We start from the raw sequence: 25,842 nt of genomic DNA, 5'->3' as shown, positions 1-25,842 counted from the left end.
AATAACCCGAATGCCCTGAACTCCAGAGTATTTAAAAGATTATGCTAAATACTTTGAACCTCGTGACGGAAAGAACACCATGCAAGAATTGCCTCTTCAGCTTGTTACACAGATGATTGCGGATCGCAGGACAATCCACAAACGGCCGGAATTAGGTTGGACAGAGTTTGAAACCACCTACTTCATCGCGAAGCGATTGGAAAAACTTCAGATTGAATTTCAATTAGGCGGTGATTTTTTGGATCGGGCTTCTGTTCACGGACGCGATGAGCAGGAAGTACGAACAGCAATACAAAGAGCGCTCGAGCATGGAGTCCCAAAAACTTTCATCAAGAAGACTCAAGGTTACACGGGTGTTGCAGGAATTTTTGATACCGGCAGACCAGGTCCAACCATTGCAATACGAGCAGATATTGATGCGGTTCCGGTCCAAGAAAGTCAAGATGAAGCACATGAGTCTGTCATGGGAGGCTATTGCTCCGAAATACCAATGGTGATGCACTCCTGCGGTCATGATGCACATACCGCTATTTTGTTGGCAGTCGCTGAATGGATAGTTGAAAATCAAGATAATCTTTGCGGGAAATTCAAATTTGTGTTCCAACCTTCAGAGGAAGGAGTCCGTGGTGGCTTGGCCGTAGCAAACGGAGGTTTTTTGGACGATGCTGATGTGCTGCTGTGTTTCCATATCGGCACTAAATGTAAGTTAGGTGAGGTCGGGATATGCGAGAAAGGCTTTTTGGCGACATCGAAACTGAACGTAACATTTGAAGGTGTTCCTGCTCATGCGGGTTCAAATCCGGAAGCTGGTAAAAGCGCACTCTTGGCAGCCTGTAATGCCGCAACACTCATCTCAGGGATTCCACGGCATAGCAAAGGCTTGACTCGTGTTTGCGTGGGCAAGCTTATTGCAGGCGAAAGTAGAAATGTCATTCCTGCACACGCAGCAATGGAAATTGAAACCAGAGGAGAGACGGGAGAACTCGATCAGTACATGGTCAATCATGTCTGCAGGATCGTAAATTCTGCCGCAGAAGCTTTTGATGTGAAGGCCAGAATTGAGACGGTCGGGTCGGCGGTTAATTTGGAAACGGATCACGAGATCTCTGTCCGACTTCAAAAAATTGCCGAGCAGGTTGAGTCAGTTGAACGAGTGGCCTATTACAACGATATAGCAGCTTCTGAGGATTGTACTTGGCTCATTAAGCGAGTACGTGACAGAGGCGGAAAGGCCGGATACTTCTTATTCGGCTGTAACCACCACGGCCACCATAAAACAGACTTCACAATCCAAGACGAGGTTTCTCTACCGGTTGGACTCAGAATGTTAATACAGTACTTAGCGGAAAGATGCTCTGGGTAGATGGAAAGAGTCCATTCCAGGAACAGAAAACACCGTTATTTTTCTTGCTTCTTCCAACTTGAGAATGATACTGAGGAAGGTTAACGGAGAAGAGAGGACCTTCGTCGTTACTGAGGTAGATTTTTCGATATAGAATTCCTCAACGGTGTATTAAGAAGAATTGGCTGAATTATGAAAACAAGATTTTTAACAGGAATAACTCCCAGCGGTACCCTTCACCTGGGTAACTATGTTGGATGTATCAGGCCAGCGATTGAAAAAGCAAAGCTCCCCAATACTGAGAGCTTCTATTTCATCTCTGATTATCATGCTCTCATCAAGACTAGAGATCCTGACAGAATTGAAAAGAGCCGTATGCAAATTGCTGCCACCTGGCTTGCTTGCGGGTTAGATCCTAATCATGTTCATTTCTACCGCCAAAGCGACATCTTAGAAGTCCCTGAATTAAATTGGATTCTTAATTGCATCACTTCTAAAGGATTGATGAACAGAGCTCATGCATATAAGGCAAAAGTAGACGACAATGTTGCCGCAGGGGAAGATCCTGACAACAATGTGTCTATGGGCCTTTATTGCTATCCGATTTTGATGGCTGCCGACATTCTGATGTTTAATGCCAACTATATTCCGGTTGGTAGGGACCAGATCCAACACGTCGAAATGTGCAGAGATATTGCTCAGCGTTTCAATCAGCTCTACGGAAAAGAAATCTTCACGCTGCCGGAAGCTTTTATTGATGAAGAAGTAGCTGTGTTGCCGGGACTGGACGGCAGAAAGATGAGCAAGAGCTACGACAACGTCATACCGCTTTTTGAAGGCGGAGAAAAAGCCCTTAAAGCAGCTATTCTCAAGGTGGTGACAGACTGTAAAGAACCGGGAGAGCCAAAGGATCCTTGTTCTACCTCTCTTACTCAGCTTTATGATGCATTCGCCACTCCGACAGAAAAAGAAGAGTTTGCTAATAAATTGAGAGACGGTCTCGGCTGGGGCGAGGCAAAAGGAATCGTATTCAAGCAAATCAACGCAGAAATTGGTCCGAAACGCGCTAAATACGAAGAACTCATGAGAAACCCACAGGTTGTGGAAGATATTCTTATGGAAGGCGCCGCTCGCTTGAGACCAATGAGTCAGGCATTGATTGAAGAAGTCAGAAATGCCGTCGGCTTAAGAAGATTCAAGCCGGTCCAAGAAAAAGCTGAACAGAAGAAAGCCAAGAAGAAGAGCTGCCCTAAATTCAAACAGTATCGTGAAAAGGACGGAATGTTCTATTTCAACCTTCAAGACGAAAAAGGCAACGTTCTTATGACAGGAGGTTGTTTAGAGAACGGCAGAGATTTAGGTAAGCTTCTTTGCTGCTTCAAGGCAAACGGACTTAAAGCCTTCCAAGAATGCTACTGCAAGCTTTCTGACGGAGTAACAGAAGAGCAGATTGAAGCTATTCGCTTGGCAATGCATGAAGAAGAATAACTTATAAGAGTTTTCGAAGCGGCCCAATCAGAATCAAATCTGGTTGGGCTGAATTGTTCGGAGGAAAGGTAGGATGGAGTCGGCGGGAAAGAACACAAACCAACTGGACGTACGTGGTAACCAATTGATATCAGCCAGTCATTGGGGAATTTTTCATCCGATCGTTCAAGACGGCAGAGTGGTTGATGTGCAGCCGTTCGAGAAAGATTCTGCTCCATCAAAGAATCTTAAAAAGCTAGTTAAACTTCAAACGTCTTCGAACAGAATTCTGCATCCTTACGTCCGCAAGGAATATTTAGAAAAAGGTCCTGCAAGTTCTGAAAAAAGAGGCAAGGATGAGTGGATTCAGGTCACTTGGGATGAAGCTCTTGACTTGGTAGCCAGCGAGATCAAAAGAATTTATAAAAACTTTGGACCTGCGGCAATGTTCGGGCGCTCTTATGGTTGGAAGTCTTCGGGCCTGGTTCATAGCGCGCATACCTTACAGCAACGTTTGTTGAATCTTTGCGGAGGTTTTGTTGAATGCGCTAACAGCTATTCGACAGGTGCCATTGCGACCATTCTTCCTTACGTTACCGGCAGCTCCGAACTGAAAAGTACGGCGTGGCCGAATATCCTCAAACACAGTGAACGAATTGTTTTTTGGGGCTGCGACCCTTTGGTGACCGGAGATATCGATTGGATTGCTCCGCTTCACCGAGCACAGAAATATTTAGATCAACTTAAATCTTCCTCCATCAAGACCTACAGCATAAATCCTGTTCGTCCTGAGACTTCAAAGTTTCTTGAGAATGATTGGATAGCCCCAAAGCCCGGTACTGATACCGCACTGATGCTTGCATTGATGCATGAGCTCATTGCAGCCGGCATGGCTAATAAGAGTTTCCTGGATAAATATACGTTCGGTTTCGATGCACTGAAAAACTACATTTTGTGCTCAACAGACGGTGTCGAGAAAAACGCCGAATGGGCCGAGAAAGAAACCGGCATTCAAGCTTCTGTCATTCGCAATCTTGCCCAAGATTTGGCAACTCATCGGACGATGCTGATGATTGGCTGGGGGCCTCAGAGAGCACGTTATGGCGAGCAATTTCCATGGATGGCATACGCATTGGCCTGTGTTCTCGGACAAATTGGTTTGCCCGGAGGAGGGATAGGATCAAATTACCATTACTCCGACGGAGGAGTTCCTGTTCGAAAAGGAAAACAACCGAGAGGAATTTCTTCCAAAGTTGCTCCGGTTTGGCCTTACAAAAAGCCTGGAGAATTTTCTCAGAAGATACCGGTGGCATCTTTCGTGGATTGTTTCTTGAATCCTGGAAAGGTTATTGATTTCAACGGCAAAAAAGTTAAGTATCCTGAAGTCAAAATGGTGATGTGGACTGGCGGTAATCCATTCTCTCATCAGCCCGAAACTAACCGGCTTAAGAAAGCATGGAGCATTCCGGAGACTGTGGTTGTATCTGACCATGTCTGGAGTGCGACGGCAAGACATGCTGATCTCGTTCTGCCAGCCTCAACCACACTTGAAAGAAACGACATTGTAGGAATAGGTACCTACACCAATGATGGCATAGTCGCTATGCATAAAGCCGTTGAGGCTCCAGGAGAAGCAAAATCAGACTATGAAATCTATACGCTTTTGGCAGAAAAGCTGGGACTGAAAGAAGCTTTCACCGAGGGTCTCGATGAAGCCGGCTGGATCAGAAAAATTTACAACGATACATTGGCGCCTAATAAGAAGATTGGCGTTGAGCTTCCGGCTTTTGAAGAATTTTGGACGCAAGGATACGTGTTGTATCCGGAGGATCCTGAAGAAGGAGAGTATGTTGCTTTTGCAGATTTTATAAATTCTCCGGAAGGCACTCCTCTAAAAACTGAAAGCGGCAAGTTCCAGCTTTTCAGTCCGACCATTGATTCATTCGGCTATGAGGATTGCCGCGGATATCCCATGTATTTCAGACCTGAAGAGTTGCGGGCCGCTGAAAACGAATTCTTTCTGGTAAGCCTCAAAGCCTCAGATCGCCTGCATGGTCAACTCCATAATCTGGATGCAACTTTTGACGGCCCGAAAGTGTCCGAAAAAGTCAGGATCAATCGAGAAGACGGGGAAAAACTCGGCTTACAGAGCGGTGAAAAAGTTGAACTTTCTAATTCCCGAGGAATCGTCGTCGCGACTGTTGAGCTGTCAGACGATGTCGCGATCGGTGTTGTGGCAGTGTGTCACGGAGGAATGTTTTTCCCCATAGCGAATAAGGATGTAGGAGGCTGTTCAAATACACTGGTCAAAGACGTTCCGACTTCTTCATTATCACGAGGAAATGTAGCCTCTTACGGGACAGTCAAAGTCCGGAAAGTTCTCTATAGCAAACGGCAAAATTTAATGCTGATACCGTAACAGAAAGAGTGCTTCAAAACACTTAAAAGAACATAATTGCCGAAGGATGTTATTTTGCTGAATGAAACGCTCAAAATACGGTACTAATTTTTGTTTAAGTTCTCTAATAGATTCTTAAGCGACAAGTTTAAACGAAGCTGCGTTATTGGAAATTCATGAATATTTGTCTGAGAACAAGATCTCTTTTTACAGTGACGCCTTCGAGAAGATGTTACTGGGATTATCAATCGACAGTTTTGTGTATTGAGATACTGTTTTCAACATGATTAGTTTTTGGGTTCATAAAAAAGTTCTGTAAAACTACCAACCAAACCTTCTAAAGAACAACTCACAGTCATTAAAGAGCCGATAAAGCCAAGGTTCATCTTCTTAGCGTCATCAAATTCACGTAAATAACTTAGGAGCTCGGCAATATGGATAAGAATCATATTTAACAAGTATTCCGCCCGCTCAACTCTGTCCTTTACTACGATTGTTTCTGACCATTCTTGTCTTAAAAATTTTTGATAACTAAAATCCTGCGGAACAGCTCGAAAAACGTCCCATTCCATTTCGTCGGCTATGAAATTCTGCCCTATTAATTCTAAATGTTTATCAAAATCTCCCACCATATAGTTCCAAGTAAGATGTGTTCTGATGAATTCAACCAACATTTCTATGATTTCTTTTCTTCTATTTGTAGGAACTGAATCCGCAAGAGCTACCAGGGCCCATATCATACTATCGCTTGCTAATTCGACAGGATTATCTCTGACCTTATAAATGCTCTTGGCCTGTTTCTGCAGTTCTCGAATGGTGCCGTCTACGAAAGGTAGGTTAATTTTATTTCTGATGTACTCGTATAACATTTCACTCTTTCTGTTACTGTATCAGTATTAAATTCGTCCTTTACTATAGCTTTTGCTCTCATCTGTGATTATTAAGCCGAGTGGAATATCAGTTTCTTCTGGCTCAATAGTTTCAATTCTGCACTGAGAGTACGCTATTCCAACAGTAAATGGCCGGGGATTTGTCTGAGATAAATAACGGTCATACCACCCGCCTCCATAACCGAGCCTGTAATTTGAGTTATCGAAGCCCAGGCAGGGAACAAGCAAGAGATCTGGAGCAATTTTTCGGATGGTTTGCGGAACCAAAGTATTGAAAATGCCTTTGGTCAGTTTTGTTTCCGGAGACCATTCGGCAAAAAACATCTGGTTGTTTTCAATGATCGGTATTGCAGCTTTTTTTCCCGGATTTCTTTCAAGCCATGAAGTCATGAACGGTACTAAATCAACTTCGTGAAAAATCGGAAGATAAAAACCAACGGTGAAGTAACTTTGCTCTGAAATCCAGCTACTTAAATTATCAATAACTGCAGCAGATACACAATGGTCGATGGGACGCTCATCGCGAAGTTGTTTGAGCTTTTTTCGGAGACTGGTTTTGAAGAGCGAAGATTGCATTTTCAGTTCAGAATTCGTTTGTTAACAAGGCGGTTATGTATTATTTCTCAAAAATTCAAAAGATTTCAAGAATCGTTGGAGCTATGAAAAGATACATAGTTGGAGGTTGGGTCAGAGATACTCTTTTAAAAGAAGAGGGTTTTGATATCGCTCCTCAGGATAAGGACTGGGTCGTAGTCGGTGCCAGTCCGGAAGAAATGGTTAAGCGTGGTTTTATTCCCGTAGGCGCAGACTTTCCGGTTTTTATCGATCCCAAGAATGGAGAAGAGTTGGCGCTCGCCCGCACGGAAAGAAAAAGCGGGAAGGGCTATCACGGTTTTGTCTTTCATGCCGACCCTTCCGTCACGTTAGAAGAGGATCTTCTAAGACGAGACTTGACTATTAACGCCATGGCTTTTGATGAAGACGGCTCTCTAATCGATTGCTATGGCGGAAAAGAAGATTTAAAAAATCGAGTATTGAGACATATCAGCGACGCTTTTGCCGAGGATCCTGTTCGATTGCTGAGAGTGGCCAGATTCTCTGCAAGACTCTCGGAATTTTCTATTGCCCCGGAAACGATGACTCTTTTGCAGACTATCGTCTCGTCGGGAGAGTCCGATAACTTAGTCCAAGAAAGAGTTACTCAAGAATTTTTGCGAGCGCTTGAAGAGTCTAAGCCTTCCAGATTCTTTGAAGTCTTGAGAGAAACCGGATACCTGGAGAGGGCGTTCCCGGCCTGGAAGCTTTCTCCATCCGTTTTAGCAAAAGTCGATGAGGTTAAAAGTAAGGATCCAAGACTCAAAAGATTTGTCGCGAGCTTAGAAGAGGTTCCGGTTCAAGATCTGAATAAGATTTTGAAAGCTCTTAGACTGCCGAAAGAGTACTCTGAACTGGCGGTCTTGGCCAAAACTTATGAAAAGAAGGTTCCAAAAGTTTCATCATCTTCCTCTGAAAAATTGCTCTTCTTGAAAAAAACAGATTCGCTCAGAAGGCCTGAAAGATTCAAACAATTGCTTGACTGCTATGAGACAGATCTTTCAAAAGATGAGCGAGACTATTGGGAACAACTTGCTGACGCTGTCAGACAATTAGACTTGAAGGAAATTGTCGCAAAAGTTAAAGATAAAAAGGATGTGCCGAAAATGGTAGACGAGGCAAGGTGCTTGTTAATTGAAAAGTTCTCAAAGTAACTTGCCGATCAAAAGAATTACAGTTCCGATGAGAATAGTGCTCGCAATCGGAATGTTTATCTCTTTTCCGAAGATTTTGAAGTTAATATCTCCCGGAAGTCGTCCGATTCCGAGCTTTTGAAGCCAAGGAATTGCAGACGACAGAATACAGAGAGCTATAAAAATAGTAAGAATCCATCGCATGCATTAGATTGTGGCATAAATCAATGCAGTGATGTTACTCAGCGAAGGAAAACGATAAATGCGGATAGAAGATTTTCTTCTGTGTTCCGGCAAATACCGCAAAATACATTTGACAGATTATGTCCTAGATGTTGCGATAGGTGCTTATGACTCGGAAAGAAAAGGAAAACAATCTGTCAGATTTAATGTTGAAGCATGGGTTGAAAATCTTCCGGTCGAGGATGATTTATCCAATGTATACAACTACGAAGAAATCATCGGTTCTATAAAAGAAGTCCTTTCAAAAGGTCACATTGATCTGCAGGAAACTCTTGCTGCATCGGTGGCTAAACAGGTCCTCTCAAATCCCATGGTAAAGGCGGTAAAAGTTAAGACAGAAAAATTGGATGTTCTGACAGACAGTGCATCCTTTGGAATAGAGATATTTGTTGAACAGCATGATCAAAATTAAAGCGGTAGATTCTCTCCAAGAAAAAGAGAAAGTACTTTCTTTGATGGCCGAAGAGCCGTCGGACGAAACCTCGGCGGAAGAAATGGAGCCTGCGAAAGATAAAAAAAATTTGGTGACACGTCAGCGACTTTCTTTTGAGAATAGAAAACTTGAAAAAAGAATCGTCAGACTTTGCGCAAAGGCCATTATCGACTTCAATCTCATTGAAGACGGCGACAAGGTCATGGTCTGCGTATCCGGGGGCAAAGACTCGTATGCGCTTTTAGATGCTTTGGTGAGACTGCAGGGAAGAAGCAACGTGAAGTTTGAACTTCTTGCTTTTTGTCTGAATCAGCATCTCCCCAATTTCCCGTTGGATAAATTGGTTAATCATCTCGAGAAGATCGGCGTTCCATACCTCATCGAAGATCAGGATACTTTCAGTATTGTTAAATCCAAGTATCAAGATCCAAGAAACTTTTGTTCCCTATGTTCTCGTTTGAGAAGAGGCATTGTCTACCGTATTGCCAAAGAGCAGAAGGTTACAAAAATTGCCCTTGGACACCACATGGACGATGTGGTTTCTACGCTGCTTCTAAACATGTATTACGGCGGACGCCTCAAGTCGATGCCGCCGAAACTTTTGAGCGATGCCAAGGAGCATATTGTTATCCGGCCGATGATCTATATTCGCGAAAAGGACTTGAAGCGCTGGTGCAAAGTTCAAAACTACGACATCATTCCGAAGCTTTGCGGAGCCGATGACAAATGCCGTCGAGAAATGAAAGAACTGATTGAGAAAATGGACAAAGAGCACCCGGGCCGAGTGGAAAATATTTTTAAGAGTTTAGGACGCGTAGCACCTTCTCATCTGATGGATGAGGAAGTTTTTGATTTCGTTAATTTGAAGGCTCAACCGCAAGAAGAAAAGGAACAGAATTAATTATTTTTTCAAAGCTCGCTCTGCAGAAACTGAGACCCGGGAACTCTCAAGGTGTCCACATTTAGTGTGGTATTTATCGGCTGAGTTATCGGGAACTGCTTAAAAAACAACAGATTTTTTGTAGACTATTCGGATAATCGAAGATTATTTAGTGTAAGAGGTAAATATGAGAGCTCGCTCAATGAAGATCGGCGATTTGGCTGTACATAAGGTTGCAACAATACCCTCCGGCACGTCGCTTCTTAATTGCGCAAAAGAAATGAGAGAACTGCATGTCGGAAGTCTCGTGGTTGTTGATGAGAACGAACGCCCGATCGGTATGCTGACAGACCGAGACATTACGATCGAAGTAGTGGCCTTGGAAAAAGACATTAAGACTCTCGTGGTTGATGAAGTTATGTCTGCACCGGTTTCTGTAGCTCACTCCTCCGAAGGTGTGGTCGATGCTCTGGCCAGAATGCGGGAACAGGGTATAAGAAGACTCCCTGTAGTTGATGAGGAAGGTAAGATTAGCGGTATTGTGACAGCCTCTAATATCGTAGAGGAACTTTCAGTAATGCTTGATAGTATCGTCCGAGCTGTTAAATCCTCTAAGACTCGTGAGATTGCACAAAGACCGTAGTCAAAATTGAGGTACCAAAGATGAAGATTTCTTCTCCGGCTTTTGCTGACAAAGGATTTATTCCAATCGAATACACACAGGAAGGAGAAGACCTCTCCCCTCCGTTAGTAATTTCTGACATTCCTGAGGCTGCGAAATCTTTGGTACTCATCGTGGAGGATCCGGATGCTCCTGATCCGGAAAATCCTAAATTAATTTTTACCCATTGGATTGTTTATAACCTTCCTCCGCAGTCTATGGAATTGGCGGCAGGCCAGGATATCTCACAAATTCCCGGAGCAAAGGAAGGTTTGAACGACAGAGGTACAGTAGGCTATATCGGCCCTCGTCCTCCAATCGGCACACATCGGTATTTCTTTAAGCTTTACGCAGTTAATACCGAATTGTCTTTTGAACGTCCTCCTCAAAGAAAAGAAGTTCTCCGAGAAATGGACGGTTTTATCGTCGGTTCCGCACAGATTATTGGTCTTTACAAGCTGGCTGCTTAATCTTGTAAGTTATTTTGTGTGAGCCTCTATGGTTCGGTCAGGTTTGATTTCCTGAGAATGCTCTGCTTTGAAAAGCGGAAGCGTTATTTCGCAGGTAATACCTGACCCAAGTTCAGTTCGTTTGATTGAAAATTTTCCTCCGTGATTCTGAATGATGGATCTCACGATGGAAAGACCAATTCCTAACCCGGCACTTTTGCGAGAGGACATGGATACTTGGATTCTTTGCAGTTCATCATCTGAGACCTTGGACCCATTGTCTGCAATGGCTATTCTGCAACTATCTTTGTCCTCGTTAACAGCAAGAGTGATCTCCGGATTCTTAACATTTTGAGCTTCGAGAGCCTCCTTGGCATTCTTAAGCAGATTGTAGATTGCCAATTCAAATTCCAAAGGCGACAAACTGCAAACCGGCTCAGCATTTGATCGGAAAAAATTGATTGCCAAATTATCACAATGAAAGGCAAAGCGAAAATCTTGGATAGCTTCCGCTACTGTTCCGTTAACTTTCGATGGTGTTTTCTTTAACTTTCTTTCTTTTGCGTAATTTCGGACCGAGTTGACGATATCTTCAACTTTCTTGGTCTGAAAAATTATTTTTATTAGCATCTCGGTCAGAGTTTGACTGTCAAGTGCTTGTTTGTTTTGTGCTCGCAAAAGACCTTCGGCATAAGCTTGGACGGCCCCTAAAGGTTGAGGTAGTTCATGCGCAATCATTGAACTCATATGATCGATGGTGCTTATTTTTTGCAACGCCATCAAACGGGCTTCGGCCTCTTTCATAGCCCGATCGGTTTTGATTTTGGCTCTTAACGTAGCTACAAGCTGTTCAGACCTTCTTTTTAATTTCAGGTAAAGGAAGAGCGTCAGAGAAAGCAGGCCCAAAAGGAAAACTGCAAAAAGAAGGACTGCAAAACTGTACTTTTGAAGCATTTCTTTGAGAGTCCAAGGCCGGTAGTCAGAGAAGTGGCCTATCTTCAGCTCCTTGAAAAGACCATCAATTGAGCTGAGATCCATTTGAACCGACCATGAAGCGGTTCCTTTCGAAAATGGCATCTCAAGAAGTGCAGTAACTAACTTTCGTGTGAAGGCCGCATCGCTGTTTTTTGTAGAAGATAAGGTCCAATTCGGAAAGGTTCGAGTAGAGCTGGTGCAAGGAGACGTACTCGAGACTAACACCGGATTTACCTTCTCTCGAATTTCTTTATTTTGTGCGGACAAGGTTTCCCAATAGCAGCCGGGGAGCGCTACGACATCGGTTCTTCCGTCAATTAAAGCCTGCAGAAGATCTTCGGGATTTTTATTGAGGAAAGATACCGAGGAGAAGAATTTTTTAGGATCGTATCCGGCATAACTGATTTCTGCTAACGGCACAATGTGGCTAAAAAAAGCCTCAGGATTGTTGGAGGTAAAGCGTTTGCCTTTTAAATCGGCAAGCGTGCGCACGGTCATCTCCTGCCGAGTTAAAAAGACCGAGCCTAATTCATTTCTATCTGTTCCCTTTTTAGTAGGAGCGTAGATTAATAGCTCGCGAACACCGTCTTGTGAAAGAGAGCGAGCAAAGCCTGCCGAAGAAATGAAGTACTCGATTTTCTTTTCTTCTATCAGTTTCTTTAAGTGCGTAAGAGACACCGGCTGCATGAATTGGATTTCATTCGTGCCGAATTTCTGTTCCAGATAATTTTTAGTTGCTTCAAAGAATTCTTGCTCGTTGCTCGACATAGCACCGGTTCCGAGACCAACTACGTAAGTGGCTTGTGCCGGACCCGATAACAAAGCCAAAGGCAGCAATAAAAGCAAGAGAATTTTCGGCATAAAGATCTCCATATCACTGCCTCTATGATCTCATACCGGCCTATTAGGATTTTCACCTTTTTTAGTACTTAGGTACCAGGATCCTAAGTGATGGTTTCTTTATCTTGGAGCCATGGAAGTTCTCAAAACAAAGGAGAAAAAGGTGTCAGGATTGTCCAACAAGATATTAACCTTTTGTTTGCTGTGCGCGGTCCCGACTGTTTACGCTCAAAGCACGGTGAGTGTTTACGGTGTTGTGGATACGGGTTTCGGCGTTATGAAAGGCAAAGGTCAGCAGACTAGTGTTCAAGCCGTCTCGGGAGGAAATGCCGCCAGTCGTTGGGGTCTGACGGGAAAAGAAGAACTCGGGAGTGGGAATTACGTTAAGTTCATCTTGGAACAAGGCATCAAAGTGAATAACGGAGCTCCTCAAACCGCCGGTGTGCTTTTCGACAGAGATTCTTTACTGCTCGTCGGCGGGAAATGGGGCGAACTTGGTTTCGGCCGCTCGGGCTCTTTAATGGGCACCACCGGATACTTTGGGCAGTTTCCAAAGATGGGTGCCAATCCAATGGCAAGCAACTTCTTAGATGCTGCTCTTATTGGTTCTCTGGTTAATTCCGGAATGCTCAACAATTCTGTTACTTACCAAGTAAAGCCAACCAATTCAGTTACTTTGACGGCGCAATACTCAAACGGCATCTCCTCTGATGAGGATACTTGGAGTAAAAACAATCATTACTATGGTCTATCTGCCCAATACAAACAAGCTGACTTTAGCGTAGGAACTGTTTTTACAGTGATCGATTACAGAAAAGCCGGAGCCAATAATGGGGCAGATTCGGAGCCGACTTATAACTTATTCTTGACAGCATATAAGATGTTCGGACAGTTTCGCCTAAACCTCGGATACCAACATGTTTGGAATTCTCGAAACCTGAGCGGCGGTCCTAATGCCTTTTATGCCAAAGATTTAGGTTTTGGAACCGCAGCTAAGGTCAAAGAAAGCAGGAAAGGCTTTAGATCCGACTCCTTTGTTATCGGCGGTAGCTATCCTGTAGGCGGAGGAAAACTCTTTGGCGCCTTCAAATGGAATATGGGAAAATGGCAGGGTGAAAGCATGAAGACAGATGCCGACAGGGACGGCGATCGTTGGGTCGCTTCTTTAAAGTACCTCTATCCATTGTCCAAGCGAACCTCGCTCTATGCAGTAGGCAGCTATGCCAGAGGAACAGGAATGTTCAAGAATGCTGAAAGCAAGGCGACTCGTTTAACAACAGCGTTCGGTGTGTGTCATAACTTTTAGTCTTTTGGGAGAAAAAAGTGATCGACCGCAAACTTCAGGAAAATTCAATCGTTCGTATTGTTGATGATGACGAAGGATTCGGAGACGCAATCCGTTTCATCCTCAAGACTGAAGGCTGGCTTGTCACTTTTTATTCTGACACCGCTTCGTTTTTGAAAAAGGACGATCCGGAAGTTCCCGGCTGCATCATTTTGGATTACCAAATGCCTTTGGTGAATGGTTTGGAGTTTCAGGAAATGCTGGCGCATGAAGGTTATTCTCAGCCTATCATCTTTCTTACAGCTCATGCGGATGTAGACATGGCCATTACCGCTTTTAGAAAAGGCGCCGTTGATATTCTGAAAAAGCCTGTGTCAGCTGAAGTTCTGCTTGAAGCTGTTGAAAGAGCCGTGAAGACTGATAATGAAGAACGGCATAAGGATTATCGAATGGTCAGGTATCAGGAGTTCTACGACGCTTTAACTCAACGAGAAAAGGAAGTATTGAAGTTGGTTAATGCCGGATTGATGAACTACCAGATTGCTCAAAGGTTAGGATTGAGTGAGAGAACCGTAGAAACTCATCGCTTCAATGCCTATAACAAAGTCGGTGTCAGAGACCTAATACAACTAAGAGAGTTTATGTCGCATATAGAGGCGTAACGCTTTATTTCTCAATAGTTTTTTAAACAGTTAATTCAATTCACAGGGGACTGAAAAGGTCCTCTCAGGGGAAGTTTTTTCTCAAAATCTTCAAGGAGTTTATTATGTCCAACATTAGCAGAAGAAATCTTTTCAAGACAGCCGGTGCAGGTGTTCTTGCTTTTGGTTCCGGAGCTGTTCTTGCCCAGACCTCAAATCCTGCAAATCCGTACGTTCCTCAGAAGTGGGACGAATCCTATGATGTTGTTGTAGTTGGCGGCGGCGGAGCTGGCATGGCTGCTGCATTGTTGGCTGCACAAAACGGAGCAAAAGTAGTAATTATTGAAAAATTGCTTTTTGCCGGCGGTAATACAATGGCAGCTCAAGGCCAAATTAATGCAGCAGACCCGGTCCGTCAACCGAAGCAAAATATTGAAGATTCTCCTGAAAAGCATGCCGCTCAAACCTTAGCTGCCGGCGATTTCAGAGGCGATCCTGCCCGCGTCAAAGTCCTTTGTGATAATGCCTATAGCGTAATCACATGGCTTGAAGGCTTAGGAATGGAATTCAAGCCTACAGTTCATCAAATGTTCGGCGGTCTCTATCCTCGCGCTCACTCTCCTGCAGTTCCGAAAGGCATCGGTTATACAGGTGTTTTGTCTAAAGCCCTGAAGAAAGAAAACGTTCCTTTCAAGACCGGTTTCTCCGTCGTTGAAATTTACCGCGAACAGCCATGGAGCGGCGATGTCCTAGGCGTAAAAGTTCAAAACAGCAAAGGACAAGTCTTAAATATCGAAGCCAAGAAAGGCGTAGTTTTGGCCAGCGGCGGATTCTCCGGCAATCAGTATTTAAGAGAACTGCATGATCCGAGAACTGCCGGCCTCGGCACTGACAATCTTCCCGGCCATACCGGTGATGTAATGATGGCTGCAAATCGAATCGGCGGATATTTGATTGGTATGGACTTCATCCAGTCCACTCCGGGAGCACCGGCCGGTAAGAAGATGAAGATCATCTTGAATACCAATGTGGACGGTTCCATCTATGTAGATAAACGAGGCAATCGTATCGTTGATGAAGGCGCACGGCGCGATCATATCCGTGATGCAGTATTAGGCACACCGGAACGCTATGGCTATACAGTGGTTGATAATAATCAGTATGAGTCATACAACAGTGCCGTACATGATGCAGTTCAAAGAGGCATTGAAATCAACGAAGCATGGACAGCTCCGACTATTAAAGAACTGGCTGTGAAGATGGGCGTGGATCCTGAAGGTTTGCAGAAGACGGTAGACAGATATAACAACGTTATTATCAAAAACAAGGAAGATCCTGACTTCTATAAGGCACCGCGCAATCTCACAAGAAAGATTGAAAAAGGACCTTTCTGGGCTTGCTACACAGGCATGACCGTTCACCATACGATGGGCGGATTGAATACCAACACCAAGGCTCAAGTTCTGGACTGCACCGGAACTCCGATTCCTCGCTTATATGCAGCCGGCGAAATTACCGGCGGTATCCATGGAACCAACCGAGTCGGCGGTAATGCTCTTCTTGACTGCTTCGTCTTTGGCAGGATCGCGGGCGAAAATGTCGCTAAAGAAAAAGCCAGAGGTTAGTTCTTTAATCTAATTCAGCACAAGGACGGTCAGATCTATTGAAACTGCCGTCCTTTCGTTATTGAAGGGAGCTGCGCTGCTCAGGCTGTTTACAGCCGAATGAGACCGCTCTCTCTTTGATCAAAATCGGTAGGTTCATCACCCGAGATCTATTTTTCTTCTTATCTGCGAAGACAGCTGCAGCCTAAAAGTGAAGGCCGTTGAAGAAGAGCTCAGCTTCTACTTGCTGGTTTGCTTCTAAGTGGTGTCCTTTTGGATTCTTAATAATGGCCTGTGCATCTCTGAATGACGCAGAACGACCGCTTCCTTTTTGCAGCGGAAGGGCAATAAGATGATCACCCAAAGGAGCAAGCTGAACACAGATATCTCCGGCTTTTCCTTGGAAATTGAAGCCCATGATCGCTTCTACTTTCTTCACAGGAAAAGGTGTAGTCATGAAGGAAGACCAAATCTGAGGAAGGACAAATCGCTGAGCTAGACAAATAAAGCCGAGCGGATTGCCAGGTAGGCCGATAAGAATCGATTTGTTCATCTTTCCATATACAAACGGAAGGGAACTGGATAACCGGGTGCCGTCCTTGATAAGAGAACCGCCGGACATTTTGATAGCTTTGCGCAACAAATCGCTCTTGCCTTGACCTGTGCCGCCGACGGTAATGATAAAGTCAAAATATTGACCCAACGAAATGAGCCTCGAGGTAAGTTCTACCGCAGAGTCTTTTGCAAAAAAGACGGCTGTGTCGGTTAGTCCCAGACCATTCAGCAGATTAGAGAGATAAGTGGCATTGCTCGAATGCCGTCCTCTTTTGACTATTGACTCCGAACCTGCTTCAACAATTTCGTGTCCCGTGGCTAAAATTGCAACGGAAGGGCGTTTGTATACGGTTACTTCTTGAATCCCCGCTTCAAACAAAAGGGCCTGCTGCGCAGCAGCCAGCACCGTCCCGGCTTTGAGAATTAACTCGCCTCTTTGCCATTCGCTGCCTTTCGGCAAGACATTTTCAAGTGGATATGTGTCGAGACCGAATTCAGGATCGGACGGCTCTTTGTTAGAAACAACGGCGTCGGCCCTCTCCGGTAAATATCCTCCGGTGTTGATCCAGCAGTATGAATCGACTTCCAAGTACTTCGGCCCTTCGCCGTTAACGATTGCCGGAGATTTAAGCGGATAGTGCTTATCTTCGGTTGCAATAGCCCAGCCGTCTCTGGTTGCCACATCATAGGGTGGAATATTTTCTTGGCTGATAACGTCTTCCGCCAGTTCAAGACCAAAACTATTTGCCAAAGGAGAAGTGATTTTGACTTTTTCAAATGGCAACGGCGGACGGCTGAAAGGATAGAGTACAAAATTTCCGTTCATGACTTGGACGCAATAAACCTAAAACCGTTATTTTAGGCCGAGACACAGATAAATCTGTGAAGTAATCAGCAAATATGAGCTGATACAACTTGAAGTTCTTGGCTGTGTCGTCTTCTCTGTTTCCTCATTGACTTAAAAAAGTGACCAAAGTTTGATCTATATCAAACTACTCGAGCAGTTATCTGGCAGAAAATTGTCTCAGTAAAAAAGAATCGTTCCCCAGGAGATAAATATGCAGACTAGAGGATACTCTCTTCAGATGTCCTTCCTGATTGAAGTTTTTGGACGCAGGAAAGATGTAGTTATCAGTGCCCAAATTCAAGACACGGTTCGCAAGAGTTAGTACACAAGACCAATGAAGGCTAGTGCTTGAGGATGTAAGTTGTAAAGCGTACAAAACTGACAAAACCGAGTTCCACAGAAAATGTGATTTTGCTCTGTTATTCATTTATATCCTTTGACACTGTTGATGTTTTGGCCTTTATACGTGCAGGCGGAACGCTCGTTCCGGAGCATCGCTAAGAACCCTGTATCGGATTCAAATTTTCGATATTGCGAATAAAGCTAATCCGAAAGGATGATATTTGTAAATTTACAACTCATAATTTTTGAGTTACATGAAAAATAATTTAAAAAATAAATGAGTAAATAATTACTTGAAATTAATATAAATATTTTAATTAATATGCAAACATAGTCGATAAATTATATAAATTTAATGATTTTTTTAACTGGGAAAATTGTTAAAAGGAGCTTAAAACCTTTTCACTATTTATTTCTATTTGTTAAAATTCCTAACATTCTGTTACGTTTCATACAAATGTAAAGGTTTTCAGCAGTACTCCCCAAGACGGCAACAGTTAATTGTTGCGGAGAAATAAAATGAGTTCCATAAGAACCAATCACAATTCGGAAATTCAATGCATCGCCTCCGAGCGTGATTGTTCTGTTGTTCTTTCCTTTATTACCCCTTCCTTACGCACAAGATGGACTATTAAGCCTGTCGGCAGCAACGGCTGGTCCCTCCAAAGCAAATAATCTTTGCCACTCTTAAAGCCAGTAAGTTTCTAAAAAGCGGCACAAGCTCGAGTTTTAGAAGCTCTCCCTATGACGGATTACTACGGTTTTTCGTCCCTCCACCAGGAGAAAAATAATTATGTTTGATCTAAAAGACTTGATGTCCAAGGTCAATTTACCCCATGACATTACCCGACGCGGTTTCCTCGAGGTCGCATCCGTGACTGCTACATTGGCTGCGATGAACCAAGTACGAGCCCAAACCGGAACACGTCCTTACATCATTTTGCAGGCACCGGAAGGTTTAATCGTTGGTGATCCCTCTCTCTGTGTTGATTGCCAGCGCTGTGAAATGGCCTGTACCGAATATAACGACGGCAAAAACGACCCCGTTTTAGCCAGAATTAAGATCGGCCGCAATATTTGGTACGGCCCGGGCAACTCCGGTTACCGTCCTCTGCAGGGTGTTTGGGGCAACTCCACTGTCGTCCAGGATACCTGCCGCCAGTGTGCTCACCCGGTTCCTTGCGCCAATGCCTGTCCTCAAGGCGCCATTCAAGTTAATCCGGAAACCGGTGCAAGATTCGTTGTCGAAGACCAGTGCATCGGCTGCGGTTTATGTCAGAAAGCCTGTCCTTGGGACATGATGACTTTTGACCGCGAAGCGGAAAAAGCCAGTAAGTGCTTCTTATGCGACGGTGATCCGAAGTGCGTGAAAGCCTGTCCGGCCGCTGCTCTCGTTTATCTGCCTTGGAAAGATCGTTCCGGCGAACCAGGCAAGCGCCCTGTTCACGGTTATCTGCCGGAAGAAAACACCAAACAGTGTTCTGTTTGCCACGGTTAATTAACTGAAAGGAACTGAAATGGACAACACACAAAAAAGATATGGCTATACCGGTCAGGGCCTCCGCGTTAATTTAACAACCGGCCAGATTACCAAGGAGCCGACATTCCCGCGTTTCAAAGATGAAATCGGCGGAACAGCTATCGGTTACCGCGTATTTTGGGATGAAGTTCCTCCGAAGACACAGCCTTTAGACGAAGCTAATAAATTGGTTATTGCTCCCGGACCATTCTCCGGATCAGGTGCTCTTTGCTCCAGCCGTACTTCTATCACTACCATCTATCCGACTATCTACCCGATTCCGATGATCGCCAGCGCCCACATCGGCGGTGATTTGGCAGCTAAGTTGAAGTTGGCCGGATATGACTTCATTATCATTGAAGGAAAATCTGACAAACCTGTATATCTCTATATCGACAACGACGAAGTTGAAATTAGAGACGCTAAAGGCATTTGGGGCCAAGGCACACGCCGCGCACAACAGATGCTCGCCAATCAGACGAAGCCGACGGCCTCTGTAGCCGTTATCGGACCGGCCGGTGAAAACCTCGTTCCAATGTCTGTACTTATCAGCGCACGCCAGCACTCCGGCGGCGGTATCGGCAGCATTTTCGGTTCTAAGAAGCTCAAAGGTGTAGTAGTTAACGGCGACCAGCCGATTCACATTCACGCCGATAAACAAGAGTGGCAGAAGATCAACGAAAGAAATATCGAACTGTTCGGTTCTTTGAACCAGCACGTGGTTCCGTCTGCTCCTAATCCGCTGTTTGAGTTCTATGCACCGGGAAGCCGTTGGAACGGTATGCCGGGTAATGTATGGCAGAAGGCTAATCCGCCTATTATTCTTTCTGAAGATATGCGCAGTCCTAACCGCATTTCTTATCGTTGGTGCGCCAGCCAGTTCTTCCTTGGCAAACCGCAAGGTTTGAAGATTAAGGTTAGAAATAACGGCTGTTACGGCTGCCCGCTCCGTTGCTACGCTATCGTTGAAGATGATGAAGCTGCTGCCCGCTATCACATCAATAAGATGACCGAACAGACCTGCATGTCTCTGTATTTCGGCCGCGTGATCTTTCCGAAGATTGCCGCTAAACGCGATTTGCCGGCAGCCCGCCAAGCTTCCATGGTAGGTATTCAGGTGATGGATGACCTTGGTGTTTGGTGCAACTACGGTCAGCTGCACCGCGACTTCAAGAAGATGTACGTAGAAGGGCGTTGGAAGAAGGTCCTGCCGGAGAAGGAATACAACTCCATTCCATGGCAGAAGATTGAAGACTGCGACGCCTCTTTCTTAATGGATCTCTTCACCCGTATCGCTTACAGACAAGGCGAAATGGGCAAGTGGCTCGGAGAAAGTACCGCTTATATGCTTGATCACTTCGGCATCCCTGAAGATGATTGGAGAAATGATAAGTCTACGAACTACTGGGCTTTGAGCCATCCGAAACATCATGCTAATGAAGATGACGGACAGGTCGGAACTGTTTTGAACTGCCTGTACAACCGCGACCCGATGAGCCACGGTACCGTTAACTTCACAAGAAGCGGCTTGCCAATCGGCGTTAAGAAGACAATTGCCGAACGCTTCTGGGGTAGCGGAGATGCCGTCGATGAGATCGGCGACTACACTCCGACAAACGAAGCTAAGATGCGCCGCCTCCGCTGGGTTATCTGCAGAAAAGAACTTCACGATATGTTGGGTCTTTGCTCTTGGATGGCTCCGTGGGTTGTTTCTCCGAACAAGTCTGACAACTACATCGGAGACGATGACATGGAAGGCAAGGTCTATCGTGCTTTAACAGGCAGAAAGGACACTGCTCAACAGTTAGACAACGCCGGTTTCAGAGCATTTACTCTTCACCGCGCTTACACAATGCGTCAGATGAATGAGCTGAATATGCGCAAGAAACACGACTTCTATCCGAACTGGATTTTCACAGATCCGAAGAATCGTCCTGCATTTACGAAAGGCACGATCAGAATGGATAAAGACGATATCGAAAAGAGCTTTGATATTTTCTTTGAAATGGTTGGCTGGGATCCGAAGACCGGTGCCCCGACTGAAAAGGCCTACAAAGAAATGCAGCTCGACTTCGTTGTCCCTGTCATGCAAAAAGAAGGTTTAATGCCTGGAAAGTAGAGCAATAGTATGAATTGTCCTGAAAACAAACTCTCAACAAATACCAGCCAGTTCAAATCTGACATCGTATTTCTTGTTGACTTAGTCACAGAACACAGTTCCAAGGTTCAACTTGTCACTGTTGAAGAGCTCCGGGCAGAGTTTCTCGAACGGGCTCCGAATCAGAAAATGCTGACCGAAGAGGAAGCGAAGACTGAAATTGACACTATTCCTTATAAGGAAAAAGAACTGCGCAATTCTGCTGACGACAGTCCGGAAGGAAAGGAACGCCGCAGACTGATTTCCAGAAGAAGAATGCTTCACTCTCTGTTTAACGGAGAGCTGAGCGTAAGAGATCTGGAAAAACAAGAAGGCGAACCCGAAGAACTTAGAGAAGTCACTCCGGAATATTTCGACGAGGTCTACGCTGAAGCTCTGAAAGGTCCGAACAATATTGAGGAATTCGAAAGCTGGGACGGAAAACGGTATGTACATTTCCTGCCGCTTCTTTCCAGTTCTTTCGCAAGACTCATGTCTGCTCAGAACAATCCTTATCAGCTGATATTGAATACGGTTCGTGAAAGCTCGCAGCTGTATCCGAGACCGGTTGGAATTTTTTCCTTTGAGTTTGCTCCGTTCAACCTCGACCCGAAAGTCATCCAAGATGTTTTGGATAAGGTCGCTAAGGACCCGAAGGCAAAGGATATACGAGTTGCCGAAACCTCAGCCGGCTCTCTGTATCTCTATTCTTCCGATTACTTGGAAGATGCCTACGCGGACTTCTTGGCCGAGGAAATGGATCAGGGCGAAGCAGAAATGCTCTAGTAAAGAATGCCGGAGTTTTGAGATTTCAGGCTCCGCAACATAGGTGCGAAAATACCATGCTTACGAAATTAACCACTATAGCTCTTTCTTGTTTGGCAGCGTTTGGAGTTTCTGCCGTATTTGCCCAGGAAGGCGGCTACAAAGTTGAACAGATTAATATTCCTGAAAAACCGGAATTCATGCAGTCCTTAGGCATTGCCAAAGATGCGCAGCCTAAGCTGACTAAGAAAGAAAAGACATTGCTGACTCAGCAGGCTTATCAAGAAAAAGCCGATCAGCACTTTATGACAGTGCACTCTCAGAAAGGCGTGAGCTGTGTTTCTTGTCACGATCCGAAGGGCAAACAAGGCGTTGCTTGGATGGCCGTTGTTTCTAAGCCGGCAATTCGTCAGAGCTGCCAAGACTGCCATACCGTTCAAGCCGAAGTCTTTGCGCATACCGATACTCATGACAAGATCGACTGCATCGCTTGCCATATGCCGAATATGGCCTCTGCCGATGACTACTCAACCGATCAAAAGGCTGCTGGCCCAAAGGCTCTCAAACGCCTGCATACATACAAGATCAATGTTGATCCGGCCGCTTCCACAATGGTTCAGGAAGAAGTCGACACACCAAAAGGCAAAGTCAAGGCCTACGTTCTTGCTAAGAATGAAGACGGCAACGCCTTTGTGGATTTGATGTGGAGCTGCGCAAGAAATTCTCCTGCCGACTACACCGTCTTCGAAGGGAAGGGATGCCACAACGAAGCCACTTCTAAACTAGATCAAGGTCTCGTTTACCAAGATCAGAAAGAAGTCTACGGCGAAGTGATGAAGTGGCAGACTCCGATCAAAGAAGGTTACGAAGAAGTTGCAGGCGCCATTCCGCGCATCAGAAAACTTCTTGAAGTTACCCGCTTAAGTCCGGCTGATCAGACCGAAGCTCGTTTGCTGCTGGACAAGGCTGATGATATTGCAGCAATGATTCAGAAAGACGGATCTTGGGGCGTTCATGCACAGAATTACCTGCTTGACCGCGTTCAGACTGCCAAAGCTTACATTGCCAAGGCACAGCAAATCATCGACAAGGGCGGTTACACCAAAGTCGTAGCCAAGTAAGGTTGGGACGGTTCGGGACATATCCCGAACCAACCTCTCCCTTATGAAGATTAAGCGGTTAAAACCGCCAAGGAGGTACATTGTGAGTACTTTAAACAGAAGAACAATTTTGAGAGGCGCTGGCGCCGGTTCTCTGTTCGTTCTCACGCTTGCCGGTTGTTCTCCAAAATCAGAAACACCTCAGAAGTCCGGAGATAAATCTCAAAAAGCTGCTGAGGCTGATAAGACGAAAGGACAACCTGCAGCCGGCTCTGCACAAAAAAACGCAGCTTCCAATCCTCATTATGTTTTGGTGTTCAACCAGAACAAGTGCGTTGGATGCGGTGAATGTGTAGAAGCGTGTAGCGAAGTTAATAAACTGCCTCCGGGTGTTCATCGTATGGTTCTTGAAAGACAAAATACGAGAGTTCCCGGAACAGCCTGTCCGTATTGCGGAAAGATTGAACCGTGTGATTGTGAACGAGTTTACGTCCGCGTTTCTTGCCAGCAGTGTCTGGATGCACCTTGCGTTCGTGTCTGTCCGACACAGGCTGCACATAGAGATGAAGTCACGAATATCGTTACGATGGATCCGGACAGATGTGTGGGTTGCAAATACTGCATTGCGGCTTGCCCCTACAACGTCCGCTTCATTAATCCGACGACAAAAGTCGCTGAAAACTGTGACTTTTGTCTTCAAACTAAATTGGCTAACGGTGAAGATCCGGCCTGTGTTTCTAAATGCCGTTACGGCGCTCTGGCATTCGGTGACGTCAACGATCCGAATTCTTATGTCAGCAAGCTCCTTAACGTCAAGGACACTGTCCGTGTAAAACCTCATCTTGGAACAAATCCAAGCGTGAGATACATCCCCGTTACAAAGGAGAGCATCTAAATGGACGGTACTATTACTTTTACGACCGGTTTATCCGAGGGGATTGCTTGGCCTTGGCCAATCGCGGTTTATCTGTTCCTAGCAGGCATTTCCGGGGGAGCTGTGGCAGTTGCTTTGATGCTTAATTTCTTTAAGCATAAAAGCGACGTCACTCCGATCCTGAAGTCAGCCAGCATCATTGGTTTGGCTACCATTCTCTTAGGTATGCTTTGTTTGGTCCTTGACCTGACAAATCCTCTGTATTTCTGGAGAATTTTGGTCTATTACAACCCGACAAGCGTTATGAGTATCGGCGTCATGCTGCTGCTTTTCTACATACCTCTGGTTGCCGTGTTGTTTGTTATGTGCTTTGCAGATACATTCAGCACTTGGCCGCTGTTGGGTTGGATCAAGCCTGTGTGCGAAGAGCTGGAAGCGTGGAAAACTTGGATTAACTCGATTGTTATGGTTTTAGCCCTTGCGATCTGCGCCTATACAGGTTTCCTGATTTCCGCACTTATTCGTTTCCCTCTTATCAATACAGCCGTGCTGCCTGCCTTGTTCGTTGCCTCCGGTATTTCTGCCGGGATGGCTGCGACGAAGATTTTGGCGGCTTGGTTCTTCGGAGCCAAAGAAACTGATCCTGACATGCACGCAATGCATCAGGCAGAGTGGCCGGTCATGGCAACGGAAGCTTTCTGTTTGTTCATGATTGCGATTGCTCTTCTGAGCGGCAACGAATCTGCCAAGTTGGCATTCAGTGCCTTTACTGAAGGCGTCTGGGCTGTTGTATTCTGGGTCGGTGCGGTGTGTGTCGGTTTCGGCGTGCCATTACTGGCTTCCATTGTGGCCGGATCTAAACCGGAATCCAAGATGTCATTCTATTTTGCCGGTCTTTGCGCCATCGGCGGCATGATGTGCCTGCGTTTGTTTATTCTCTATGCAGGACAGATGAACACATTGGTATAGAGGCGAAAACCAGAACTTAACCGTTCGGAAAATAAAGAAAAACTCTCCGTTTGGTGGAAAAACAGGCGGAGAGTTTGATTTTTGGCTCCAAAATGTCGATGTTTTGGGAACTGTAAATGCATTAAGTGCACGATGCACTCGATTAGCCGGCAAAATGAACGGTGCAGTAAGGCCGTTGTCAGCAGGAATCGACCGGAACCTTCTGCGATAACAAGCTACGGCTTTGGTAGTAGCGGTAGGAGTCTTGTTTGTTCACAAAGAGGAGGAGCGTACGAAGATCTCCTCAGCAGAAATTTTCACACTAGTTCTCTTCCCTGAGGAGCGGAGTTAAGCCATTGTTCGTCTTCCAGGCTTTGTGTGTTTTGGGTTGCTCCAAATTTGTCTAACAAGTCATTCAACTTCGTTCTCTTTCTTCTTGTCTTTGATGATGTAAGGATGACCTCACCAGTCCTAATTTCCCAGGAAAGTTCGTCTCCAATTTCTACTTTCAAAAAATTACTTATGAAAGGAGGAAGGGTCGTAATTGCAGATCCTCTGGGTTTTCTCACTGTCGTTGTTGTTCGCATGACTAATTTCCTTAATAGGTTATCCAAAAGGATAACCCAAGTTAAGAACTATGGTCATTCTAAGAAAAGCAGCGAAGGAGAGACGCTCTCCGTTTGCCGGAAAAACAGGAGGGGGAAGGTGATTTTTTTGTATCTTTGTCAAGAAGATTCGAGCTGGAAGGCATTCAATAACAGGGGCACTAAACACCTGCACTCCTGTTATTCTGGGAGTGTCCGAAATTTTGTGTCTGTCCCAATTTCATAATGTAGTTTGTTTTCCCGGGAAGGCAGTTCGCTTGTGGAACGTAGTGGAACAAGCGAACTGCCTTCCCGAGGGCTTCGCCCATCCCATCC

At 45.1% G+C, this 25,842-nt stretch carries 23 protein-coding genes; 18 read left to right on the top strand and 5 right to left on the bottom strand.

Annotated features, from left to right (window positions below):
* The first annotated feature begins 79 nt into the window (after positions 1-79).
* From ADH67_RS08700 to ADH67_RS08690, 3 genes are all read left to right on the top strand, one after another.
* Positions 80-1,363 (top strand): amidohydrolase, encoded by a 1,284-nt coding sequence (locus ADH67_RS08700; protein ID WP_066594268.1) that lies wholly within the window; start codon positions 80-82, stop codon positions 1,361-1,363.
* A gap of 171 nt (positions 1,364-1,534) precedes the next feature.
* Positions 1,535-2,830: a tryptophan--tRNA ligase gene (locus ADH67_RS08695; RefSeq protein ID WP_066594267.1), complete on the top strand. Its 1,296-nt coding sequence runs from the start codon at positions 1,535-1,537 to the stop codon at positions 2,828-2,830.
* Positions 2,831-2,903: 73 nt separating this feature from the next.
* Positions 2,904-5,228: a molybdopterin-dependent oxidoreductase gene (locus ADH67_RS08690; RefSeq protein ID WP_066594266.1), complete on the top strand. Its 2,325-nt coding sequence runs from the start codon at positions 2,904-2,906 to the stop codon at positions 5,226-5,228.
* Between the two features lie 266 nt (positions 5,229-5,494).
* On the opposite strand, the gene ADH67_RS08685 is transcribed toward ADH67_RS08690, so the two are convergent.
* Both ADH67_RS08685 and ADH67_RS08680 read right to left on the bottom strand, forming a co-directional pair.
* Entirely contained in the window at positions 5,495-6,076 is a 582-nt protein-coding gene (locus ADH67_RS08685; RefSeq protein ID WP_066594264.1) for a hypothetical protein, read from the bottom strand.
* Between the two features lie 27 nt (positions 6,077-6,103).
* Positions 6,104-6,673, bottom strand: a complete 570-nt coding sequence (locus ADH67_RS08680) for a 5-formyltetrahydrofolate cyclo-ligase (protein ID WP_066594263.1) — start codon at positions 6,671-6,673, stop codon at positions 6,104-6,106.
* An 83-nt stretch (positions 6,674-6,756) separates the two neighbouring features.
* Between ADH67_RS08680 and ADH67_RS08675 the strand changes: the two genes are divergently transcribed.
* Positions 6,757-7,845 (top strand): tRNA nucleotidyltransferase/poly(A) polymerase-related protein, encoded by a 1,089-nt coding sequence (locus tag ADH67_RS08675; protein WP_084081622.1) that lies wholly within the window; start codon positions 6,757-6,759, stop codon positions 7,843-7,845.
* Here ADH67_RS08675 and ADH67_RS08670 read toward each other — a convergent pair.
* Entirely contained in the window at positions 7,837-8,028 is a 192-nt protein-coding gene (locus ADH67_RS08670) for a DUF2905 domain-containing protein (RefSeq protein ID WP_066594260.1), read from the bottom strand. The genes ADH67_RS08675 and ADH67_RS08670 overlap by 9 nt on opposite strands.
* A gap of 58 nt (positions 8,029-8,086) precedes the next feature.
* Between ADH67_RS08670 and ADH67_RS08665 the strand changes: the two genes are divergently transcribed.
* From ADH67_RS08665 to ADH67_RS08650, 4 genes are all read left to right on the top strand, one after another.
* The gene (locus ADH67_RS08665) at positions 8,087-8,479 is read left to right on the top strand and encodes a dihydroneopterin aldolase (RefSeq protein WP_066594259.1); all 393 of its coding nucleotides are present in this window, start codon (positions 8,087-8,089) and stop codon (positions 8,477-8,479) included.
* Positions 8,466-9,401, top strand: coding sequence for a tRNA 2-thiocytidine(32) synthetase TtcA (ttcA, locus tag ADH67_RS08660; protein ID WP_236578570.1), 936 nt, complete (start codon positions 8,466-8,468; stop codon positions 9,399-9,401). Before ADH67_RS08665 ends, ttcA begins: the two co-directional genes overlap by 14 nt.
* A gap of 166 nt (positions 9,402-9,567) precedes the next feature.
* Positions 9,568-10,023: a CBS domain-containing protein gene (locus ADH67_RS08655; protein ID WP_084081531.1), complete on the top strand. Its 456-nt coding sequence runs from the start codon at positions 9,568-9,570 to the stop codon at positions 10,021-10,023.
* Positions 10,024-10,043: 20 nt separating this feature from the next.
* Positions 10,044-10,511 carry a YbhB/YbcL family Raf kinase inhibitor-like protein gene (locus tag ADH67_RS08650; RefSeq protein WP_066594256.1) on the top strand — a complete coding sequence of 156 codons (468 nt, stop codon included), beginning with the start codon at positions 10,044-10,046 and terminating at the stop codon, positions 10,509-10,511.
* 9 nt (positions 10,512-10,520) lie between these two features.
* Here ADH67_RS08650 and ADH67_RS08645 read toward each other — a convergent pair whose 3' ends face one another.
* Positions 10,521-12,326, bottom strand: a complete 1,806-nt coding sequence (locus tag ADH67_RS08645) for a sensor histidine kinase (RefSeq protein ID WP_066594255.1) — start codon at positions 12,324-12,326, stop codon at positions 10,521-10,523.
* Positions 12,327-12,468: 142 nt separating this feature from the next.
* Between ADH67_RS08645 and ADH67_RS08640 the strand changes: the two genes are divergently transcribed.
* The 3 genes from ADH67_RS08640 to ADH67_RS08630 all read left to right on the top strand — a co-directional run bounded on the left by ADH67_RS08640 (position 12,469) and on the right by ADH67_RS08630 (position 15,856).
* Positions 12,469-13,611, top strand: coding sequence for a porin (locus ADH67_RS08640; RefSeq protein WP_158212633.1), 1,143 nt, complete (start codon positions 12,469-12,471; stop codon positions 13,609-13,611).
* A 17-nt stretch (positions 13,612-13,628) separates the two neighbouring features.
* Positions 13,629-14,252 carry a response regulator transcription factor gene (locus ADH67_RS08635; RefSeq protein WP_084081529.1) on the top strand — a complete coding sequence of 208 codons (624 nt, stop codon included), beginning with the start codon at positions 13,629-13,631 and terminating at the stop codon, positions 14,250-14,252.
* Between the two features lie 104 nt (positions 14,253-14,356).
* Complete coding sequence (locus tag ADH67_RS08630) at positions 14,357-15,856, top strand: FAD-dependent oxidoreductase (RefSeq protein ID WP_066594251.1); 1,500 nt, start codon at positions 14,357-14,359, stop codon at positions 15,854-15,856.
* Between the two features lie 184 nt (positions 15,857-16,040).
* Here ADH67_RS08630 and ADH67_RS08625 read toward each other — a convergent pair whose 3' ends face one another.
* The gene (locus ADH67_RS08625; protein ID WP_066594249.1) at positions 16,041-17,216 is read right to left on the bottom strand and encodes a molybdopterin-binding protein; all 1,176 of its coding nucleotides are present in this window, start codon (positions 17,214-17,216) and stop codon (positions 16,041-16,043) included.
* 882 nt (positions 17,217-18,098) lie between these two features.
* On the opposite strand from ADH67_RS08625, the gene ADH67_RS13295 reads away from it, so the two are divergent.
* The 7 genes from ADH67_RS13295 to nrfD all read left to right on the top strand — a co-directional run bounded on the left by ADH67_RS13295 (position 18,099) and on the right by nrfD (position 24,943).
* Positions 18,099-18,254 (top strand): hypothetical protein, encoded by a 156-nt coding sequence (locus ADH67_RS13295; RefSeq protein WP_169711909.1) that lies wholly within the window; start codon positions 18,099-18,101, stop codon positions 18,252-18,254.
* Positions 18,255-18,372: 118 nt separating this feature from the next.
* Entirely contained in the window at positions 18,373-19,077 is a 705-nt protein-coding gene (locus ADH67_RS08620; RefSeq protein WP_066594247.1) for a 4Fe-4S dicluster domain-containing protein, read from the top strand.
* A 19-nt stretch (positions 19,078-19,096) separates the two neighbouring features.
* A complete protein-coding gene (locus ADH67_RS08615; protein WP_066594246.1) occupies positions 19,097-21,217 on the top strand; it encodes an aldehyde ferredoxin oxidoreductase N-terminal domain-containing protein in 2,121 nt (706 codons plus the stop codon).
* Between the two features lie 9 nt (positions 21,218-21,226).
* Positions 21,227-22,021, top strand: a complete 795-nt coding sequence (locus ADH67_RS08610) for a hypothetical protein (protein WP_066594245.1) — start codon at positions 21,227-21,229, stop codon at positions 22,019-22,021.
* A 56-nt stretch (positions 22,022-22,077) separates the two neighbouring features.
* Positions 22,078-23,121 (top strand): cytochrome c3 family protein, encoded by a 1,044-nt coding sequence (locus ADH67_RS08605; RefSeq protein ID WP_066594242.1) that lies wholly within the window; start codon positions 22,078-22,080, stop codon positions 23,119-23,121.
* Between the two features lie 82 nt (positions 23,122-23,203).
* Entirely contained in the window at positions 23,204-23,995 is a 792-nt protein-coding gene (locus ADH67_RS08600; protein WP_066594241.1) for a 4Fe-4S dicluster domain-containing protein, read from the top strand.
* Positions 23,996-24,943 (top strand): NrfD/PsrC family molybdoenzyme membrane anchor subunit, encoded by a 948-nt coding sequence (nrfD, locus tag ADH67_RS08595; protein ID WP_066594239.1) that lies wholly within the window; start codon positions 23,996-23,998, stop codon positions 24,941-24,943.
* Positions 24,944-25,842 lie beyond the last annotated feature (899 nt).

Origin of the sequence: Turicimonas muris (assembly GCF_002221595.1) — a bacterium.
Lineage (GTDB): Bacteria > Pseudomonadota > Gammaproteobacteria > Burkholderiales > Burkholderiaceae_F > Turicimonas > Turicimonas muris.
Note: the sequence above shows the minus strand (reverse complement) of the source record. Positions and strands in the feature narration are given on the sequence as shown.

Excerpts from the sequence above, each read along its gene's own strand:
- ADH67_RS08700 (WP_066594268.1), top strand. The coding sequence starts at position 80 with ATGCAAGAATTGCCTCTTCAGCTTGTTACACAGATGATTGCGGATCGC.
- ADH67_RS08695 (WP_066594267.1), top strand. The coding sequence starts at position 1,535 with ATGAAAACAAGATTTTTAACAGGAATAACTCCCAGCGGTACCCTTCAC.
- ADH67_RS08690 (WP_066594266.1), top strand. The coding sequence starts at position 2,904 with ATGGAGTCGGCGGGAAAGAACACAAACCAACTGGACGTACGTGGTAAC.
- ADH67_RS08685 (WP_066594264.1), bottom strand. The coding sequence starts at position 6,076 with ATGTTATACGAGTACATCAGAAATAAAATTAACCTACCTTTCGTAGAC.
- ADH67_RS08680 (WP_066594263.1), bottom strand. The coding sequence starts at position 6,673 with ATGCAATCTTCGCTCTTCAAAACCAGTCTCCGAAAAAAGCTCAAACAA.
- ADH67_RS08675 (WP_084081622.1), top strand. The coding sequence starts at position 6,757 with ATGAAAAGATACATAGTTGGAGGTTGGGTCAGAGATACTCTTTTAAAA.
- ADH67_RS08670 (WP_066594260.1), bottom strand. The coding sequence starts at position 8,028 with ATGCGATGGATTCTTACTATTTTTATAGCTCTCTGTATTCTGTCGTCT.
- ADH67_RS08665 (WP_066594259.1), top strand. The coding sequence starts at position 8,087 with ATGCGGATAGAAGATTTTCTTCTGTGTTCCGGCAAATACCGCAAAATA.
- ttcA (WP_236578570.1), top strand. The coding sequence starts at position 8,466 with ATGATCAAAATTAAAGCGGTAGATTCTCTCCAAGAAAAAGAGAAAGTA.
- ADH67_RS08655 (WP_084081531.1), top strand. The coding sequence starts at position 9,568 with ATGAGAGCTCGCTCAATGAAGATCGGCGATTTGGCTGTACATAAGGTT.
- ADH67_RS08650 (WP_066594256.1), top strand. The coding sequence starts at position 10,044 with ATGAAGATTTCTTCTCCGGCTTTTGCTGACAAAGGATTTATTCCAATC.
- ADH67_RS08645 (WP_066594255.1), bottom strand. The coding sequence starts at position 12,326 with ATGCCGAAAATTCTCTTGCTTTTATTGCTGCCTTTGGCTTTGTTATCG.
- ADH67_RS08630 (WP_066594251.1), top strand. The coding sequence starts at position 14,357 with ATGTCCAACATTAGCAGAAGAAATCTTTTCAAGACAGCCGGTGCAGGT.
- ADH67_RS08625 (WP_066594249.1), bottom strand. The coding sequence starts at position 17,216 with ATGAACGGAAATTTTGTACTCTATCCTTTCAGCCGTCCGCCGTTGCCA.
- ADH67_RS13295 (WP_169711909.1), top strand. The coding sequence starts at position 18,099 with ATGAGTTCCATAAGAACCAATCACAATTCGGAAATTCAATGCATCGCC.
- ADH67_RS08620 (WP_066594247.1), top strand. The coding sequence starts at position 18,373 with ATGTTTGATCTAAAAGACTTGATGTCCAAGGTCAATTTACCCCATGAC.
- ADH67_RS08615 (WP_066594246.1), top strand. The coding sequence starts at position 19,097 with ATGGACAACACACAAAAAAGATATGGCTATACCGGTCAGGGCCTCCGC.
- ADH67_RS08610 (WP_066594245.1), top strand. The coding sequence starts at position 21,227 with ATGAATTGTCCTGAAAACAAACTCTCAACAAATACCAGCCAGTTCAAA.
- ADH67_RS08605 (WP_066594242.1), top strand. The coding sequence starts at position 22,078 with ATGCTTACGAAATTAACCACTATAGCTCTTTCTTGTTTGGCAGCGTTT.
- nrfD (WP_066594239.1), top strand. The coding sequence starts at position 23,996 with ATGGACGGTACTATTACTTTTACGACCGGTTTATCCGAGGGGATTGCT.